17 protein-coding genes are annotated in these 15,024 nt (G+C 73.3%); 6 read left to right on the top strand and 11 right to left on the bottom strand.

Annotated elements, in window-relative coordinates; genetic code table 11:
- Positions 1-28 precede the first annotated feature (28 nt).
- Positions 29-937 carry an RNA polymerase sigma-70 factor gene (locus BJY14_RS20790; RefSeq protein ID WP_179845157.1) on the top strand — a complete coding sequence of 303 codons (909 nt, stop codon included), beginning with the start codon at positions 29-31 and terminating at the stop codon, positions 935-937.
- 39 nt (positions 938-976) lie between these two features.
- Here the strand turns inward: BJY14_RS20790 and BJY14_RS20785 are convergent, their stop codons facing one another.
- From BJY14_RS20785 to BJY14_RS20775, 3 genes are all read right to left on the bottom strand, one after another.
- Entirely contained in the window at positions 977-1,711 is a 735-nt protein-coding gene (locus tag BJY14_RS20785) for an SDR family NAD(P)-dependent oxidoreductase (RefSeq protein ID WP_179849519.1), read from the bottom strand.
- A 146-nt stretch (positions 1,712-1,857) separates the two neighbouring features.
- A complete protein-coding gene (locus BJY14_RS46600; RefSeq protein ID WP_179845156.1) occupies positions 1,858-2,454 on the bottom strand; it encodes a TetR/AcrR family transcriptional regulator in 597 nt (198 codons plus the stop codon).
- A gap of 127 nt (positions 2,455-2,581) precedes the next feature.
- Complete coding sequence (locus tag BJY14_RS20775; RefSeq protein ID WP_179845155.1) at positions 2,582-3,232, bottom strand: TetR/AcrR family transcriptional regulator; 651 nt, start codon at positions 3,230-3,232, stop codon at positions 2,582-2,584.
- 59 nt (positions 3,233-3,291) lie between these two features.
- Between BJY14_RS20775 and BJY14_RS20770 the strand changes: the two genes are divergently transcribed.
- Together BJY14_RS20770 and BJY14_RS20765 are read left to right on the top strand one after the other, a co-directional pair.
- The gene (locus BJY14_RS20770; protein WP_179845154.1) at positions 3,292-3,738 is read left to right on the top strand and encodes a VOC family protein; all 447 of its coding nucleotides are present in this window, start codon (positions 3,292-3,294) and stop codon (positions 3,736-3,738) included.
- Positions 3,735-4,766, top strand: coding sequence for an aldo/keto reductase (locus tag BJY14_RS20765; protein WP_179845153.1), 1,032 nt, complete (start codon positions 3,735-3,737; stop codon positions 4,764-4,766). Before BJY14_RS20770 ends, BJY14_RS20765 begins: the two co-directional genes overlap by 4 nt.
- 18 nt (positions 4,767-4,784) lie before the next feature.
- Here the strand turns inward: BJY14_RS20765 and BJY14_RS20760 are convergent, their stop codons facing one another.
- Positions 4,785-5,429, bottom strand: a complete 645-nt coding sequence (locus BJY14_RS20760; RefSeq protein WP_179845152.1) for a response regulator — start codon at positions 5,427-5,429, stop codon at positions 4,785-4,787.
- Positions 5,426-6,643: a sensor histidine kinase gene (locus BJY14_RS46595; RefSeq protein ID WP_179845151.1), complete on the bottom strand. Its 1,218-nt coding sequence runs from the start codon at positions 6,641-6,643 to the stop codon at positions 5,426-5,428. The genes BJY14_RS20760 and BJY14_RS46595 overlap by 4 nt, the downstream gene beginning before the upstream one ends.
- Here BJY14_RS46595 and BJY14_RS20750 point away from each other — a divergent pair.
- Positions 6,632-7,579, top strand: a complete 948-nt coding sequence (locus BJY14_RS20750) for a hypothetical protein (protein ID WP_179845150.1) — start codon at positions 6,632-6,634, stop codon at positions 7,577-7,579. The two genes, BJY14_RS46595 and BJY14_RS20750, sit on opposite strands and share 12 nt — an antisense overlap.
- Positions 7,552-8,529 (top strand): protein-arginine deiminase family protein, encoded by a 978-nt coding sequence (locus BJY14_RS20745; protein ID WP_312879330.1) that lies wholly within the window; start codon positions 7,552-7,554, stop codon positions 8,527-8,529. The genes BJY14_RS20750 and BJY14_RS20745 overlap by 28 nt, the downstream gene beginning before the upstream one ends.
- 36 nt (positions 8,530-8,565) lie before the next feature.
- On the opposite strand, the gene BJY14_RS20740 is transcribed toward BJY14_RS20745, so the two are convergent.
- From BJY14_RS20740 to BJY14_RS20715, 6 genes are read right to left on the bottom strand one after another with little or no spacing between them, the layout of a single operon-like run.
- Entirely contained in the window at positions 8,566-9,246 is a 681-nt protein-coding gene (locus BJY14_RS20740) for a response regulator transcription factor (protein ID WP_179845148.1), read from the bottom strand.
- 58 nt (positions 9,247-9,304) lie between these two features.
- Positions 9,305-9,796, bottom strand: a complete 492-nt coding sequence (locus BJY14_RS20735) for a S26 family signal peptidase (protein ID WP_179845147.1) — start codon at positions 9,794-9,796, stop codon at positions 9,305-9,307.
- Entirely contained in the window at positions 9,793-11,628 is a 1,836-nt protein-coding gene (locus BJY14_RS20730) for an ABC transporter ATP-binding protein (protein WP_179845146.1), read from the bottom strand. Before BJY14_RS20730 ends, BJY14_RS20735 begins: the two co-directional genes overlap by 4 nt.
- Before the next feature lie 31 nt (positions 11,629-11,659).
- Positions 11,660-12,163 carry a TlpA disulfide reductase family protein gene (locus BJY14_RS20725; protein ID WP_179845145.1) on the bottom strand — a complete coding sequence of 168 codons (504 nt, stop codon included), beginning with the start codon at positions 12,161-12,163 and terminating at the stop codon, positions 11,660-11,662.
- Positions 12,163-12,669, bottom strand: coding sequence for a MauE/DoxX family redox-associated membrane protein (locus BJY14_RS20720; RefSeq protein ID WP_179845144.1), 507 nt, complete (start codon positions 12,667-12,669; stop codon positions 12,163-12,165). The genes BJY14_RS20725 and BJY14_RS20720 overlap by 1 nt, the downstream gene beginning before the upstream one ends.
- Positions 12,670-12,725: 56 nt before the next feature.
- Positions 12,726-12,890, bottom strand: a complete 165-nt coding sequence (locus BJY14_RS20715) for a hypothetical protein (RefSeq protein WP_179845143.1) — start codon at positions 12,888-12,890, stop codon at positions 12,726-12,728.
- A gap of 332 nt (positions 12,891-13,222) precedes the next feature.
- On the opposite strand from BJY14_RS20715, the gene BJY14_RS20710 reads away from it, so the two are divergent.
- Positions 13,223-15,016 carry an alpha/beta hydrolase gene (locus BJY14_RS20710; protein ID WP_179845142.1) on the top strand — a complete coding sequence of 598 codons (1,794 nt, stop codon included), beginning with the start codon at positions 13,223-13,225 and terminating at the stop codon, positions 15,014-15,016.
- Positions 15,017-15,024 lie beyond the last annotated feature (8 nt).

Raw genomic sequence — 15,024 nt, 5'->3', positions numbered from 1 at the left:
CCGGCCGGCGATCCGAACGGGGGCGATCATGGCGGCGGACGGCGGACCGGGCGGCGACCCGGCGGCGGGCGAACTCGACCACGCCACCGCGGTCTTCGCCGAGGTGCGGCCGCGGCTGTTCGGGATCGCCTACCGGATGCTGGGCAGCGCCACCGAGGCCGAGGACCTGGTGCAGGACGTCTGGCTGCGCTGGCAGACCTACGACCGCGCCGCCGTGGCCGATCCCGCCGCCTTCCTGGCGACGACCATCACGCGGCTGGCGATCAACGTCCTGCAGTCCGCCCGGGTCCGCCGGGAGAGCTACGTCGGTCCCTGGCTGCCCGAACCCGTCGACACCGGCGCCGATCCGTACCTGGGCGCCGAACGCGGCGAGGCGCTCAACCTCGCGGTCCTGATGCTCCTGGAACGGCTGTCGCCCACCGAACGCGCCGCCTATGTGCTGCGCGAGGCGTTCGACTACCCCTATCCGCAGATCGCCGAGATCCTCCAGGCGGGGGAGCCGGCGGTCCGGCAGCTGGTCAGCAGGGCCCGCAAGCACCTGCGGTCCGAGCGGCGGGCGCCGGTGACCGGCGCCGAGCAGCGCAGGCTGCTGACCGCCTTCGTCGCCGCCGCCCGCGCCGGCGACCTGGCCGCCCTGGAGGAGATCCTCGCCGCGGACGCGGTCAGCTACTCCGACGGCGGCGGCGCCGTCCGCGCGTCCCGTTTCCCGGTGGTGGGCGCGGTCCGTGTCGCCAAGTACGTCCGGGCGTTCGCGAACCACTTCTGGGACGGGGTCGACGTGGAGTGGGCCACCGTGAACGGCCAGTACGCCGCCCTGCTCCAGCGCGACGGCCGGACGTTCACCGTCCTCACCGTCGACGCCACGGACCAGGGCATCGGCCAGGTGCTGTGGATGATGAACCCCGCCAAGATCACCGCCGCGTCAACCGCGGCCTGACCGCCCGACGCGACCTCGCCGCGGACCGGGCGGGAGCACTCACACCTGCGCGTAGCCACCGTCGGCGAAGAACTCGGCACCGTTGACGTAACTCGACGCGTCCGAGGCGAGGAACGTCGTCACGGCGGCGATCTCCTCGGGTTCGGCGAGCCGGCCGAGGGGGACGGCGCCTTCGGCCTGCTTGAGCATCTCGGGCGTGACCAGATCGAGGAGACCGGGGGTGCGGGTGCCGCCCGGGGACACGACGTTGACCCGGAAGCCACGTGTGCGCGAGCTGAGGGCCCAACCGCGGGCGAGGTTGCGGATCGCGGCCTTCGACGCCCCGTAGACCTCGAGTCCCCGGTCGGGCCGTGTCCCGGCGGTCGAGCCTGTGAGGATCACCGACGCGTTCGCGCCGAGCAGCGGCAGCGCCTGCTGCACGGTGAAGATCGTTCCCTTGACGTTGACGGCGAAGATCGAGTCGATCAGATCCTCCGTCACCTCGCCGAGCGGAGCCACGATGCCGATGCCGGCGTTGGCGACCAGCACGTCGATGCGGCCGGCCTGGTCGCGCACGGTCTCGTAGAACGCGTCGAGCTCCGATGGCACCGAGACATCACAGACCACGCCCGTTACCGCGGGTCCGAGCTCGGCGACCGCGGCGTCGAGCGCGTCCTTGCGGCGACCGGTGATGAAGACCCTGGCGCCCTCCTCGAGGAACGCGCGTGCGGTCGCGAATCCGATGCCCGTGCTGCCACCGGTGACCACGGCGACCTTGTCTGCCAGGACGGCCATGCCGCCCTCCCTCCAAGTTGTGGACTGTTCAGTCCGCAAACTATCCAGTTATGGACTGCACAGTCAATAAACATTGAACGGCGACTCTTCAGGGCTGCGGGCCGGTTGCGGGCCGCGACGGTACAGGTCGGGCGGTGGTCTGCTGGCTAGTGCGCTGGGGTGGGCAGTAGCCGCGCCAGGGTGGAGTGGGCCACCGCGGTGAGCGTGTCGATGTCCATGCCGGTGCGCCCGAGCGCGACGAGGCCGAGTTGGGCGACGAGGATCGCGCGGGCGGTCTCGGCGGGGTCGGCGTCGGGGGCGAGATCGCCTTCGCGCTGGGCGCGCTCCAGTGCCGCGGTGAGGATGGTGGCGATCGCGTCGTAGCTGCGGCGAGCCTCGGCGGCCACATCCGGAACGCAGGTGGCCAGCTCGGCGTTGCTGTTGGCCAGCAGGCAACCCCGGCGCGCAGCGGCTCCGGTCGGGTCGCCGGTCGGGCCGAGCAGGAACTCGCGCACCAGGTCGATCCCTCGCGCCGCGGACGCCAGGCGCTCGCGCAGCATCAGCAGGTTCGCGTCGTCGTAGTTGCGCAGCACCCGCAGGAACAGGCTTCGCTTGTCTCCGAACGCCCCGTAGAGGCTGCCCTTGCCCAGCTTGCTCACGCGCAGCAGGTCGTCCATCGACGTCGCCGCGTAGCCCTTGTCCCAGAACTCGTCGCGGATGGCGAGAAGCACAAGATCTTCGTCGAACTCGCGGGGCCGGGGCATGCCTTCACCGTACTGGTTCTGGACTGAACGGGCCACAATGTGCTCGGGCGCTCACGGTGGGCCCGGGCCGCGACGGCGCCGAGCCTCGGTCTGCCGACGGCCACGCCGCTGTCGGGGCCCTCCCAGGTCAACCTGTCGTTTCCTCGGTCGGTCGCCCGTAGAGGGTGGCGGTCCAGGCGTCGGTGAGGACATCGACGAGGGTCTCCTCGTCGTCGAAGGGCGGGATCCCGGCTGCGGCCAGGTAGTAGAGCCGCTCGCCCTGCCAGGTCAGTGACGCGGCGACGGCGCGTACGTTCTTGCCGGCGAGTCGCTGCAGGGCCTGCGGGTCGGACTGGATGCGCGCCACGGCGGCATCGGTGAACAGGTCCATCTGCTCAAGCCAGAGAGCTCGCAGGTCCGCGTCGGAGGCCCAGTTCTCCACGATCGCCATCAGGACGCCTGCGTTCTCGCGCCACAGCCGGGCGCCCTCCCGGGTCCCCGCTCGCAGTGCGGTGATCGGGTCCTGTCGTCCGTCCGTCCAGGGCTGGGCCGCCTGCCGGCCCTGTGTCACGGACCGGCGCACCAGCTCGGCCAGAACGGCCTGCTTGTTGGGGAAGTAGAAGTAGAAGCTGGCGCGGGACACCCCGGCGGTGGTCAGGATGTCGGCCACGCTGAGGCCGTCGAACCGGCGCTCCCGCAGCAGCTCGCGCGTCGCGGACAGGATCTGCTCCCCGGGTTGGCCGGAGGCGGGCGGGGTGTCGGATCGACGAGCGGGCCGGGAGGAGCGCTTGGCGGACATGACCCCATCATACGCGATGTCTGTACATGCTGTCCGTACAACGTGTATGGTCCCGCCTCATGACGAATATCGCGATCCATCTGGTCGTCACCGATCCCGACCAGGCCGCCGCCTGGTACACCGAGGCGTTGGGCGCGCGCGAGACGAGCCGCATAGCGCTTCCCGGCGGGCAGACGCTGACCGTCGAACTACGGCTCGGTGACACCGTCCTGGCCGTGGCGGGAGAGATGCCCGAACGCGGAATGCGAGCGCCGGCGAGCCTCGGTGGCACCCCCGCCGCGCTGCACGTCGACGTCTCCGACGCCGACGCGGCCTGGGCGCGGGCGACGGCGGCCGGGGCCACGGTCTTCGAGCCGGTGCACGACGCGTTCTGGGGTGATCGCACCGGTCAGTTCCTCGACCCGTTCGGGCACCGGTGGGCGCTGGACCAGCATGTGCGCGACGTGCCGCACGAAGAGGTCGTCGCGCGGGCCGCGCAGCTGTTCTCCGGGTCGGAGAAGGCATGAGGTACCGCACACTGGGCGCCAGCGGCCTGCGGGTCTCCGAGGTGATCCTGGGTGCGATGACCTTCGGCGAGCAGGGCGGCGTGGGCGCGCCCCTGCCCGAGTGCCGCCGGATGCTCGACCAGTACGCCGCCGCCGGCGGGAACATGATCGACACCGCGGTGAACTACCGCGACGGGGCCAGCGAGGAGTTCCTCGGCGAGCTGCTGGAAGGCCGGCGGGACTCGTTCGTTCTCGGCACCAAGTACACCGTCTCCCGCGACCGCGACGACCCGAACGCCGCCGGCAACCACCGCAAGAACCTGCGCGCGTCGCTGGAGACCAGCCTGCGCCGGCTGCGCACCGACTACCTCGACGTGTACTGGGTGCACATGTGGGACCGGCACACGCCGGTCGAGGAGACCATGCGCGCGCTCGACGACGCGGTCCAGGCCGGCAAGGTGCTGTACGTGGGGATCTCCGACGCCCCCGCCTGGGTCGTCGCGCACGCCAACACCCTGGCCCAGTGGCGCGGTTGGAGCCGGTTCATAGCCCTGCAGGTCCCCTACAGCCTGCTGAAGCGCGACATCGAACGGGACCTGCTGCCGATGGCCGAGACGCTCGGACTCGGCGTCACCGCCTGGAGCCCGCTGGCCGGCGGGGTGCTGTCGGGAAAATACACCCGCCCGGGGAACGCCGGCGGCCGGCTCGCCGGCGCCCCGCTCTCGGACGGCGACCACGCCGTCGCCCGCGTCGTCGGGGAGGTCGCCGACGAGCTCGGGACCACTCCGGCGCGGGTGGCGATCGCCTGGACGATGAGCCGTTCGCCCCTCGTCCACCCCATCATCGGGGCACGCACCAGTGATCAGTTGCGCGACGATCTCGCCGCCGTCGATCTCACCCTCCCGCCCGAGATCGTCGCTCGGCTGACCCGGGCCGCCGAGTTCACGCCCGGCTTCCCGAGCGACTTCATCGCCGAGACCTCTCCCTGGGTCTTCGGCTCCGCACTCCCCGCCCCGCCCCGCGACTCTCCGGTCGTGGAGCACCGGTGACGGGCGGCGCCCGCGCGGTCAGGGGCGGAGCCGGCCGGTCTGCCAGGCCCAGGCGGCGATCTCGACCCGGTTGCGGACGCCGAGCTTGTGCTGGACGTTGGCGACGTGCGTCTTGGCGGTGCCGGACGTGATGGACAGCTCGGCGGCGATCTCCGCGTTGGTGCGGCCCCGCGCGACGAGGGTCGCGACCTCGGCCTCACGGCCGGTGAGGCGCTCGTCGTCCGCGCGCGGCACGGGCGGCGCGAACCGGCGCAGCAGCCGGGTGGTGATCGAGGGGCTGATGAGCGCGTCCCCCGCCGCGGCCGCGCGGACGCCCTCCACGAGCAGCGCGGGGCCCGAGCGCTTCAGCAGGAACCCGCAGGCGCCGTCGCGCAGCGCGGTGTGCACGTACTCGTCGAGGTCGAAGGTGGTGACGACGACCACCCGGAGGGGATCGGGGACGCCGGGGCCGGCCAGCAGCCGGGTGACCTCCAGGCCGTCCATGCGGGGCATCCGGATGTCGGCGAGGACGACGTCGGGACGCAGCCTGCGGGCCAGCTCGACGGCCGTCGCGCCGTCGGCGGCCTCTCCGACCACCCGCATGTCGGGCTGGGCGTCCAGGATGATGCGGTAGCCCCCTCGGACGTCGTCCTGGTCGTCGGCGATGAGGATCCGAGTGGTCATCGCGGTGATCGTACCGGGATCAGGGCGCTGACCCGCCAGCCTCGCCCCTCCGCGGGGCCGGCGTCGAAGTCGCCGCCCAGCGCCTCGACGCGCAGGGCGATCCCGGGCAGCCCGAGGCCGCCGCGGCGCCGCTCGCGCAGCGGGCCCGCGCGCCCCCCGCGGCCGTCGTCGGTGACGGTGACGCGCAGGGCCGGACCGGTCGCGGTGACGGCGACCTCGACCGCCGTGGCGCCCGAGGCGTGCCGGCGGACGTTCGTCAGGGCCTCGACGACCAGCCGGTACGCCGTCGCCGAGACCTCGGGGGGCGGGGTCTCCGCGTCCATCGCCAGCCGGACGCGGGCCGCACTCGACTCGTTGAAGCGGTCCACGAGCGCGGGCAGTTCGTCCAGGCCGTGCGGCCCCTCCCGGGGGCCTTCGTCGTGGAGCATGTGGACGGTGCGGTCCAGCGAGGCCATGGCGCGCGCCCCGGCCGCCTCGATCCGCCTGAGGGCCTCCCCGGAGTCGCCGCCGATCTGGGCGGCCTGCGCCTGGACGATCATTCCGCCGACCTCGTGGGCGACGAAGTCGTGCAGGTCGCGTGCCAGGGCGAGGCGCTGCGCGCGGCGCGCCTCGGCCACCGACCGGGACCGCCGCGCGTCCAGGAACCGCAGGTAGGCCCCGGTGCCGGCGGCGACCGCCGCGCCGAGCCCGCAGAACAGGCAGCCGAGCAGCGCGCCGCGCGCACTGGCGGGCGGGACGACGTGCAGTGTCAGCCGCAGCGGAAGCGCGGTCACCGCGGCGGCGGCCGCCGCGCCCGCGATCGCGGCGGGACGGGCCTCCGCGCGCCGTACCACCAGGTGGAGGAGGACCGTCGCGGCGGCGGTCTCGGCCAGCCACCAGCCGGCCGTCCGGTTGTCGGCCGGGCCCCGGTAGAGCAGGGTCGCGGCCAGCGAGCCGGCCGCGGCCGTGCCGGCGACGGCGCCCGGACGGGCGGCCGGGAAGGCCAGCATCAGGACCAGGGCGGCACCGGTCAGCCAGGCCGGGACCGTGATCAGCGGACCCGTGCCCGGCGTGCCCGCGGCGGCGGCCGCCGCGAGCACGACGATCAACGCCCCGGCCGCACGGGCCCGCGGGCGGCTCTGCCGAACGGCCGAGGCGCCCGCCCGGAAGATCTGCCGTACGGCCGATGCCCGGGCGGGGGCCCCATCGCCAGGCTCGTCACCATGAACGATCACAAGCGAATCGTACGAACCGGGCTGGCCGCGGCCGCGGTGGCCTGCCTCGCGGGATGCGGTCTCACGGCCGAGGCCGCGCAGGCGGGCGCGTCGTCGGCGTCCGGGAGGGCGCTGCTGCGCGCCGACGCCGATCGCGACGGGCGGCTGTCGCCCGCCGACGACGCCCGGCGCGGCGCGTGGACCGCCGCCCGTGGGGCGATCATGCTTCCGAACCTGGACGACGACGCCTCCCGCTGCCCCACGGCCGGCGCCGGCGGGAAGCGGCTCACCGACGCGGCGCTGGCGGCGTGCGGCGACGCGGCGGACGCGGTGGTCAACGGCGCGGCCGACGCCGCCGATCTGGCGCCGCTGGAGATCCCGGCGGTGGCGGGCGCGTCCGGTTCCGCGCGGGCGACGTTGCGCGCCGACGCCCGGTCGGCGGACAAGGTGCGGATCTTCGTCCGGCGCGGCGGGCGGCTCACGGCACTCGGCACGGACGGCGCGATCCGCCCCGGCGAGCTGCGCCGCGGGGTGCGGCTCGCCGTCGAGGCGCGCGACGTCGTCCGCGACCCGGCCGCCTGGTCCGGGTTCAGCGACCTCACGCTGACGGTCACCGACCGCGGCCGGACCCGGGCCGACACGGTCCGGCTGCGGGTGGCGCCGGTTCTCTTCCAGCACGACCTCCTGCCCCTGGAGCGCGCGGTCGTGGCGAACCCCAAGGCTCCCGTGACGCTCGAGAAGGGGACCGCGCCCGACAAGCCAGTGAAGGGGCAGGAGGCGTACCGGCGCGACCTGCGGCGCGGCCTGGACGCCGAGGGGCTGCGCGCACCGTTCGTCGAGTCCCCGGCCGGGGGCGACCAGTGGATGGGCGACATGTTCAAGCCGGTTACGCCTCGATGCCGGGGCCGGGCGGCAAGGAGCACCGCATCGTGGTCAACCTCAGGTCTCCGGCGGTGACCCCCGACTTCCCCGCCCGCGACCGCCCGCTGAGGGACGCGTCCCGGCCGGTCTTCACCATGATGCGCGGTCCGGGCGTCGCGGGCCTCCAGCAGTTCGACGCGACGGCGGTCGACCGCCCCGACGCCAACCTGTACTACGGATCGGCCAGTTCGAGCGGCAACTTCGGGACGATCCCGCCGTACGGCAAGTACAGCACCGGGCGGATCGTCTACGGAGGCGAGGGGAAGTTCGCGCCCGACGCGAGTTTCACCCGGATGCTGGAGGCCCAGGGCTACCAGGACCCGATCGCCATCGACACGAGCTGGCTCGGCGTGGGCCACATCGACGAGTTCTTCCACTTCGTGCCCAGGCGCGGTGGCAAGGGCTGGGCCATGGTCGTCGCCGACCCGCGGATGGGCATGAACCTCCTGGCGAAGGTCGCCCGCGGCGGTGGCGGTGGGCAGCGGCTGGTCGAGGGCGTCGCCCCGTCCAACACGCAGTTCCCCGGCCTCACGGTCGCCCAGGCTCTCGCCAAGCCCGAACTGGTGAACGGCACCCGCATCGCGGCGGCGGGCGTCGACCGCGCGCTGCGGCAGTTCCGCGAGAAGGCCGGGATCACAGAACGGGACGTCATCCGGGTGCCGGCGCTCTTCACCAAGCTCGACCTGCCCGACGGCTACCCGCGTAAGGACCTGACCGTCACGTACCTGCCGGACGCCGCCAACGGCGTGAGCACGGGCACCGGCGGTTACCTGGCCCCGGCCCAGCACGGGCCGCGGCAGGACGGGCATGACGTGTTCCAGCGGGCCACCGAGCAGGCCCTGCGCGGAGCGGGCGTGCGCGTCCACTGGATCGAGGACTGGGACTACTCCCACTACGTCGGTACGGCCGGCGGCGACATCCACTGCGTCACGAACGTGCAGCGCAATCTGAGCGGCACCACGCCCTGGTGGCGTCCCGCCCAGTGAGCGCACCCGGGCCGTCGTTCGCCTGGGGCCGGGCGCCTATTCGTGCGAGCCGCCGGGGGCGGTGTCGATCCGGTAGCCGACGCCGGGGACCGTGGCGATGAGCCATGGTTCGCCGAGTCGTTTGCGCAGGGCGGAGACGGTGATGCGGACGGCGTTGGTGAACGGGTCGGCGTTGGCGTCCCAGGCCCGCTCCAGGAGTTCCTCGGCGCTGACGACACCGCCCTCGGCGGCGGCGAGGACTTCGAGCACCGCGAACTGCTTGCGGGTGAGCGCGACGTAGCGCCCGTCGCGGAAGACCTCCCGGCGGAAGGGGTCCAGCCGCAGGCCCGCGATCTCGCGGACCGGGGGCCGGGCGTGCGCGCGCCGGCGGTCCAGCGCCCGCAGCCGCATGACGAGCTCCCGGAGCTCGAACGGCTTGGTGAGGTAGTCGTCGGCGCCGAGTTCGAACCCCGAGGCCTTGTCGTCGATGCGGTCGGCGGCGGTGAGCATGAGGATCGGGATGCCGCTGCCGGAGGCGACGATCCGCCGGGCGACCTCGTCGCCGGAGGGCCCGGGGATGTCGCGGTCCAGGACCGCCATGTCGTAGGAGTTGACGCTGAGCAGCTCCAGGGCGGAGTCGCCGTCGCCGGCGATGTCGGCGGCGATCGCCTCCAGCCGCAGGCCGTCACGGACGGCTTCGGCCAGGTAGGGCTCGTCCTCCACGATCAGCACGCGCATACCCGAAGGCTAGGCGGGACGGCATATCGCCGGCATATGCGAACCGGCGCCGAAGGGGTCAGGGTGTCGAGAGCCTGCGGACGGCCACGCCGATGAACTGCTCGGCGCGGACGAACCCGTAGTCGCGGGAGTCCCAGCTGGTGGCGGCATTGTCGCCCAGCACGACGAGGGCGCCCGGCGGCACGGTCGGCTCCCGCGTCTCCCGGAGGCACGGCACCCGGTCCACCGGGACGGGATCACCGGCCACGGCGATCGCCCGCTTGACGAGCAGCTCCCCGTCCGGGTGGACCCGCGAGAACGGAATCTCCTCGCCTGGAGCGGGCCCCGCGTCCGGGGGCGGCGCGTCCAGCGTCGGGGGCTGGATCCGCACCACCACGATCTGACCCGCGCGCACCCGCCGGGTCCGCCGGACGAGGAGCCGGTCGCCTGAATGGAGCGCCGGCTCCATGCTGGGCCCGTCGACCGTGGTGACCAGGTAACGCAGGCGCACCCAGACGGTGAGGGCGCCGGCCGCCAGGAGCACGCCCGCCGCGGCGGCGAGCCACGTCATCCGATGCCCCCGGAGGGTTGCGGGGCCTCCTGGTATCCGGCCGCCTGGAGGCGGAACAGGCGGGCGTAGTGGCCGCCCGCCGCCAGCAGCGTCTCGTGGGTGCCGAGCTCGGCCACGCGGCCCTCGTCGAGGATCGCGATGAGGCCGGCGTCCCGGACGGCGCTGAGCCGGTGCGAGATCAGCAGGCTGGTCCGGCCGGACCGGTGGAGCCGCATCTGGGCGTGGACCTCGTGCTCGGCCTCGGGGTCGAGGCCGGAGCTGGGCTCGTCCAGGATCATCAGGTCCCGGCCGTCGCGGACGAAGGCGCGGGCCAGCGCGAGGCGCTGCCACTGACCGCCGGACAGCACCACTCCGGTGTCGGCGTCCTCCTTGTCGGCCTCGGAGAAGAACATCCGGGTCAACAGGGTGTCGTATCCGTGGGGGAGCGTGGCGAGCTTGTCGTGGACGCCCGCGCGGGCGGCCGCCCCTTCGACCGCCTCCGGACGGTCGAGCGTCCGGAGGTCGCCGACCGCGATGTTCTCCCTCGCGGTCATGTCGTAGTTCATGTGGTCCTGGAACACCGCGCTGATGCGCTCGCGCAGCGCGTGCGGCGGAATGTCCCGCAGGTCGACGCCGTCCCACAGGATCCGTCCGCGGGTCGGGTCGTACATGCGGCAGAGCAGTTTGACCAGCGTGCTCTTGCCCGCGCCGTTCAGGCCGACCAGCGCGACGGCCCAGCCGTGCGGGATCGTCAGGTCGACGCCGCGCAGCACCCAGGGATGGTCGTCGCTGTAGCGGAACCACACGTCCTGGAACTCGATGCCCCGCCGCAGTTCCGGGGCGCCGCCGGTGGCGGCGCTCGGCAGGTCCGGTTCCGCGCGGGTCACCGCGACGTAGTGCGTGAACACGAGCAGGCGGCCGTGGCCGGTGGCGATGGAGGACGTCAGCAGGTTCAGGGCGGTCTGCACTCCGGCGACCGCGGCGACGAACATGGTGACGTCCCCGACGCCGAGCGAGCCGTGCCGCGCCGCCGTGATCGCCCACCACAGGCCGCCGCCCGCCACCGTGGCGCTCAGCGCGGTGAGGCCGCCCTGGACGGCCAGTTCGCGCCGGCTCATCCGCTGTTCGGCCCGGTTGCCGCGTTCGCGTTCGGCCATCATCCGGGCGCGCAGGAAGGCGCCGATGCCGAACAGGCGGATCTCGGTGGCCGCCTCCACGTCCGTCAGCAGGCCGCTGTAGAAGTACTCGCGGCGGTGGGTCCGCTCGGTCGCCCACTGCATGGCCGCGCGGCTCCGCGACAGCAGCAGCTCGGCGATCAGCGCCGGCACGGCCGCCAGGAGCACCAGCCCCGTCATCGCCGGGCTGATCACCAGCAGCGAGACGAGGAAGCCGAGGAGGGACAGCGAGCCGCGCGCGGTGCCGCAGACGGCGTCGACCAGGAACCCGGTGCTGGCGGTCGCCTCCTGCGCCAGGCGCAGCCGGTCCAGGAAGACCGGGTCCTCGAAGCGCCGCAGCCCGACCTGGCGTTCGGTCGCGGCGAACAGCCGGTCGGTCGCCCGGACTCCGGCGGCCCGCCCGGCCTGGTCGCGCAGGTAGGTGCCGATCCCGGGCAGGGCGGCGGCGGCCAGCCCGGCCGCGACCAGCGCGGCGGCCGGGCCCGCGACCGGGGCGTGCGACGTCGTCAGCCGGTCGACCACCGTCTTCATCAGCCAGGCGGTCGCGATCGGCGCGGCGGCCTCGGCCAGGGTGATCAGCAGGTAGCCGGACACGCCGCCGGGCGCCGACCGCCAGATGAGCGCGCTCGCCTCCGCACCCGCGGCGGCGAGCCCGCGGACGTGGGCGCGCCCTCTCATGCGGCCGGGCCCCGTCCCGCCCCGGGCGTCCTCACGCCGGGGATTCGATGGGCAGGTCCTCCAGGCGCCCGCCCGCGGCCACGACCCGGTGCCCGCCGTCGACGATGTAGAGCGCCGGCGTCCACGTGTTCTGGAAGGCGCTGCTCACGGCGCCGTCGTGGTCCTCGACGACGACGCGGACCGCCGGGGACAGGACCGCGACCAGTTCGGGGTCGTCGCCGGTCACGACCGCGAGCCGGGGCAGCCCGGTCGTGAGCTCCGCGAAGCGCGGGGCCAGCTCGTGGCAGGGCGCGCAGTTCGCGGAGAAGAAGGCGACGAGAGCGGGGAGGTCCGCCGGGGAGACCGGCTCGCCCTCGGTGGTCGTCGCGGTGAAGTCGCCGATCTGCGAGCCGGGTCCGAGCGCCATCGGCGGGCCCGCGTGCCCCGGGTGCGCGGCGCCCTGCTCCCGCAGCCTGCGGACGAGGGCGAGCGTGAGGACGAGGTTCAGCGCGGACAGCAGCCCGATGAGGACGACGGCGGCGATGAGATAGGGCATCAGGGGTTCCTCGCGAACAGCTCGACGATGTCGTCGAGGGAGACGATCAGCACCGCCCCGGCCAGCCCGGCCGCGGCGGCCACCGCGATGCCGCCCGCGGGGGGCAGGCCGCCGGGGGCCAGGGCGCCGAGCACGGCGCAGGCGAGCAGCACTCCGTTGCGGACGAGGTGGCGCGGACCGAGCGGAGCGCTGGACGGGCCGAAGCAGCGGCAGGCGGTGCGGCGCCCGCGCCGGACCGAGGTCGCGACGGCCGCGGTGAAGGCGGCCAGCAGCACGGCGGCGAGACCGAAGCCGAAGGGGGCGGTGACCGGCGCGACCAGCAGCGGCGGCACCAGCGCCTCAAGCGTGGTCGTGGCGATCGCCAGGAGCCGGGCGCGGCCGGGCGGGACGGGCACCAGCGCGGGGACGGACCTGGCGAAGCCGTCGAAGTCGCGGAGCTTGGAAACGGCCGACACGGCGAAGACGAGCCCGACCAGGCAGGCGCATCCGATCCGCACGAGTTCCATGCGCACTCCTCAGGGGGTCCCGCGGGCGGCGTCGCGCCGCCGCCCGCGGGGGAGCCTCACGGCGAGCCGCAGGCGCCGATCACGTAGTGGCGGCACTGGCCGTCGCAGCAGACCTTCTTGTAGTAGATGGACTGCGAGCAGTAGTAGTAGGTCTTGCAGCCGGCGGACGCGGTGGCCTTGGGGGCCACGCGCGCCAGGAGGCGGTCGACGAGACGGCTCATGCGTGTCTCCTCTCCCCGGCCGTCGGCGGCCGTGGACGGTGATCATTATTCGGACCAATCGGATTACAGCACACCGGGGGCCGCGATCCCGTCAAAAAGATCATTTCGCCTGCGGGCGTGTTCCGGCAGGGCAGGTGGCGTCTTCGAAGGGCGGCCCGCCCTGCCTTGAGGTGCGCCCCGGGGGATGAACGTCAATCGGTCCTCGGGGTGATCTTCCGGGCGGGAGGTCGGGCCCGGCGGTGGATCACGGGGACAAGTCGAGCATTCGAGAATCAGCGGACCAATCCGTGCAACCGCGCGGGAGAGGCATCGATCCCCCCGAAGGGAACCTCATGCGTCTCGGACACAGGATTCTCGCGGCCGGCGTGGCGGGCGTGGCCGGTGCGGCCCTCGTGCCCGCCTTAACGGTCACCGCTCTGGCAGGCCCGGGCGACACGACGAGCCCGGTCGAGAAGGCTCGCGCCGACCGTGTGCCCACTCCGAAGCTCGACTGGTACAAGTGCTACGACACCGCGGAATGCGCGACCGTCCGGCTGCCCTTGGACTACGACGATCCGAAAGGCGCGACGACCGAGATCGCGGTCCTGAGGGTCAGGGCGCGCAACGCCAAGAAGCGGATCGGCAGCCTGTTCGTCAATCCGGGCGGGCCCGGCGGCCAGGGCACCGCCATCGCCTACCAGGCGCCCTACTTCCTCGGCAAGGACGTCCTCGACCGCTTCGACATCGTCGGCTTCGACCCGCGCGGCATCGGCTTCAGCTCCAACGTCGCCTGCTTCAAGTCCACCAAGGACCAGACGCTCGCGCTGGCGGGGATGAACGTGGCGTTCCCGGTCGGCGCGAAGCAGGAGGCGGCCTACGTCAAGTCGGCGAAGGCGGTCGGCAAGGGCTGCTCGACGACCGGGAAGAAGCTGGCGGGCGCGATGTCCACCGCCGAGGCGGCCCGCGACATGGACGTCCTGCGCCGTGCGGTCGGCGACAAGAAGCTGTCCTACCTGGGCTTCAGCTACGGCACGGCGATCGGCCAGTACTACGCGAACATGTTCCCCGACCGGCTGCGCGCCGTGGTCGTGGACGGTGTCATCAACCCCGTCTCCTGGGCCGGCACCCGCAAGACCGAGAACCAGATCCTGGACGACCGGCTGCGGTCCGCCGACGGCGCCTACAAGGCGCTGCGGGAGATCCTCGTCCGCTGCGGCAAGGCGGGCAGGAAGAAGTGCCAGTTCGCGGCCTACGGGGATCCCGTCAAGAACTTCGACGTCCTCGCCAAGCGGTTGAAGGCGAAGCCCGCCGACATCGAAGGCGAGATGGTCACCTACGCCGACCTTGTCGGCGGTGTCCTCGGCGCGCTGTACGACCCGAGCGGCTATGAGGTCGTCGACGCCATGGCCACCGACCTGTGGCAGGCGACCTCGCCCGCCTCGTCGTCGGCGCAGGCCGCGAAGGCGCGCAAGGCCCTCGCCGCCCGCATCGCGGAGCGCCGGGCCGAGGTCAGGCGGCAGAAGGAGGCGGCGGAGAAGGTCACGGCCAAGGACTTCCCCTACGACAACAGCCTTGAGGCGTTCAGCGGCGTCACCTGCACCGACGGCCTGCACCCGAAGAAGGCGGGGAGCTGGCCCGCGCTGACCGCGGCGTCCGACAGGCGGGCGCCCTACTTCGGGCGCGCGTGGGGCTGGGGCAGCGTGCAGTGCGCCCGCGACGCCTGGAAGGTCCGCGACGAGGACGCCTACACGGGTCCCTTCAACCGGCGCACGAACGCGCCCGTCCTGTTCGTGGGCGACTACTACGACCCGGCGACGAACTACAACGACGCGGTCTCGTCCAGCAAGCTGCTGCCCAACAGCCGGCTGCTGTCCAGCAACAGCTGGGGGCACACCGCCTACGGCACCTCGGCGTGCGTGACGAAGGCGGTCGACGGCTACCTCGTCGGCGGGAAGCTGCCGCCCGCGGGCAAGGTGTGCGTCGGCGACGTCCAGCCGTTCGCCGGCAACCCTGAACCGGCACTCGAATCCAGGGGCCCGGCGGACGCGAGCGCGATGGCGCCGCAGGCGGCCGCCACCGGCAACGGCACGAAGCTGCCGCCGGTGGCCGCACGGGTCCCCTCGTCCATCCTGCTCGGAACGCGGTAAGCGAGGTC

It is taken from the genome of Actinomadura luteofluorescens, from assembly GCF_013409365.1.
GTDB lineage: Bacteria > Actinomycetota > Actinomycetes > Streptosporangiales > Streptosporangiaceae > Spirillospora > Spirillospora luteofluorescens.
The sequence above is the reverse complement of the archived record's forward strand: the minus strand, read 5'-3'. Positions and strand labels throughout refer to the sequence as shown.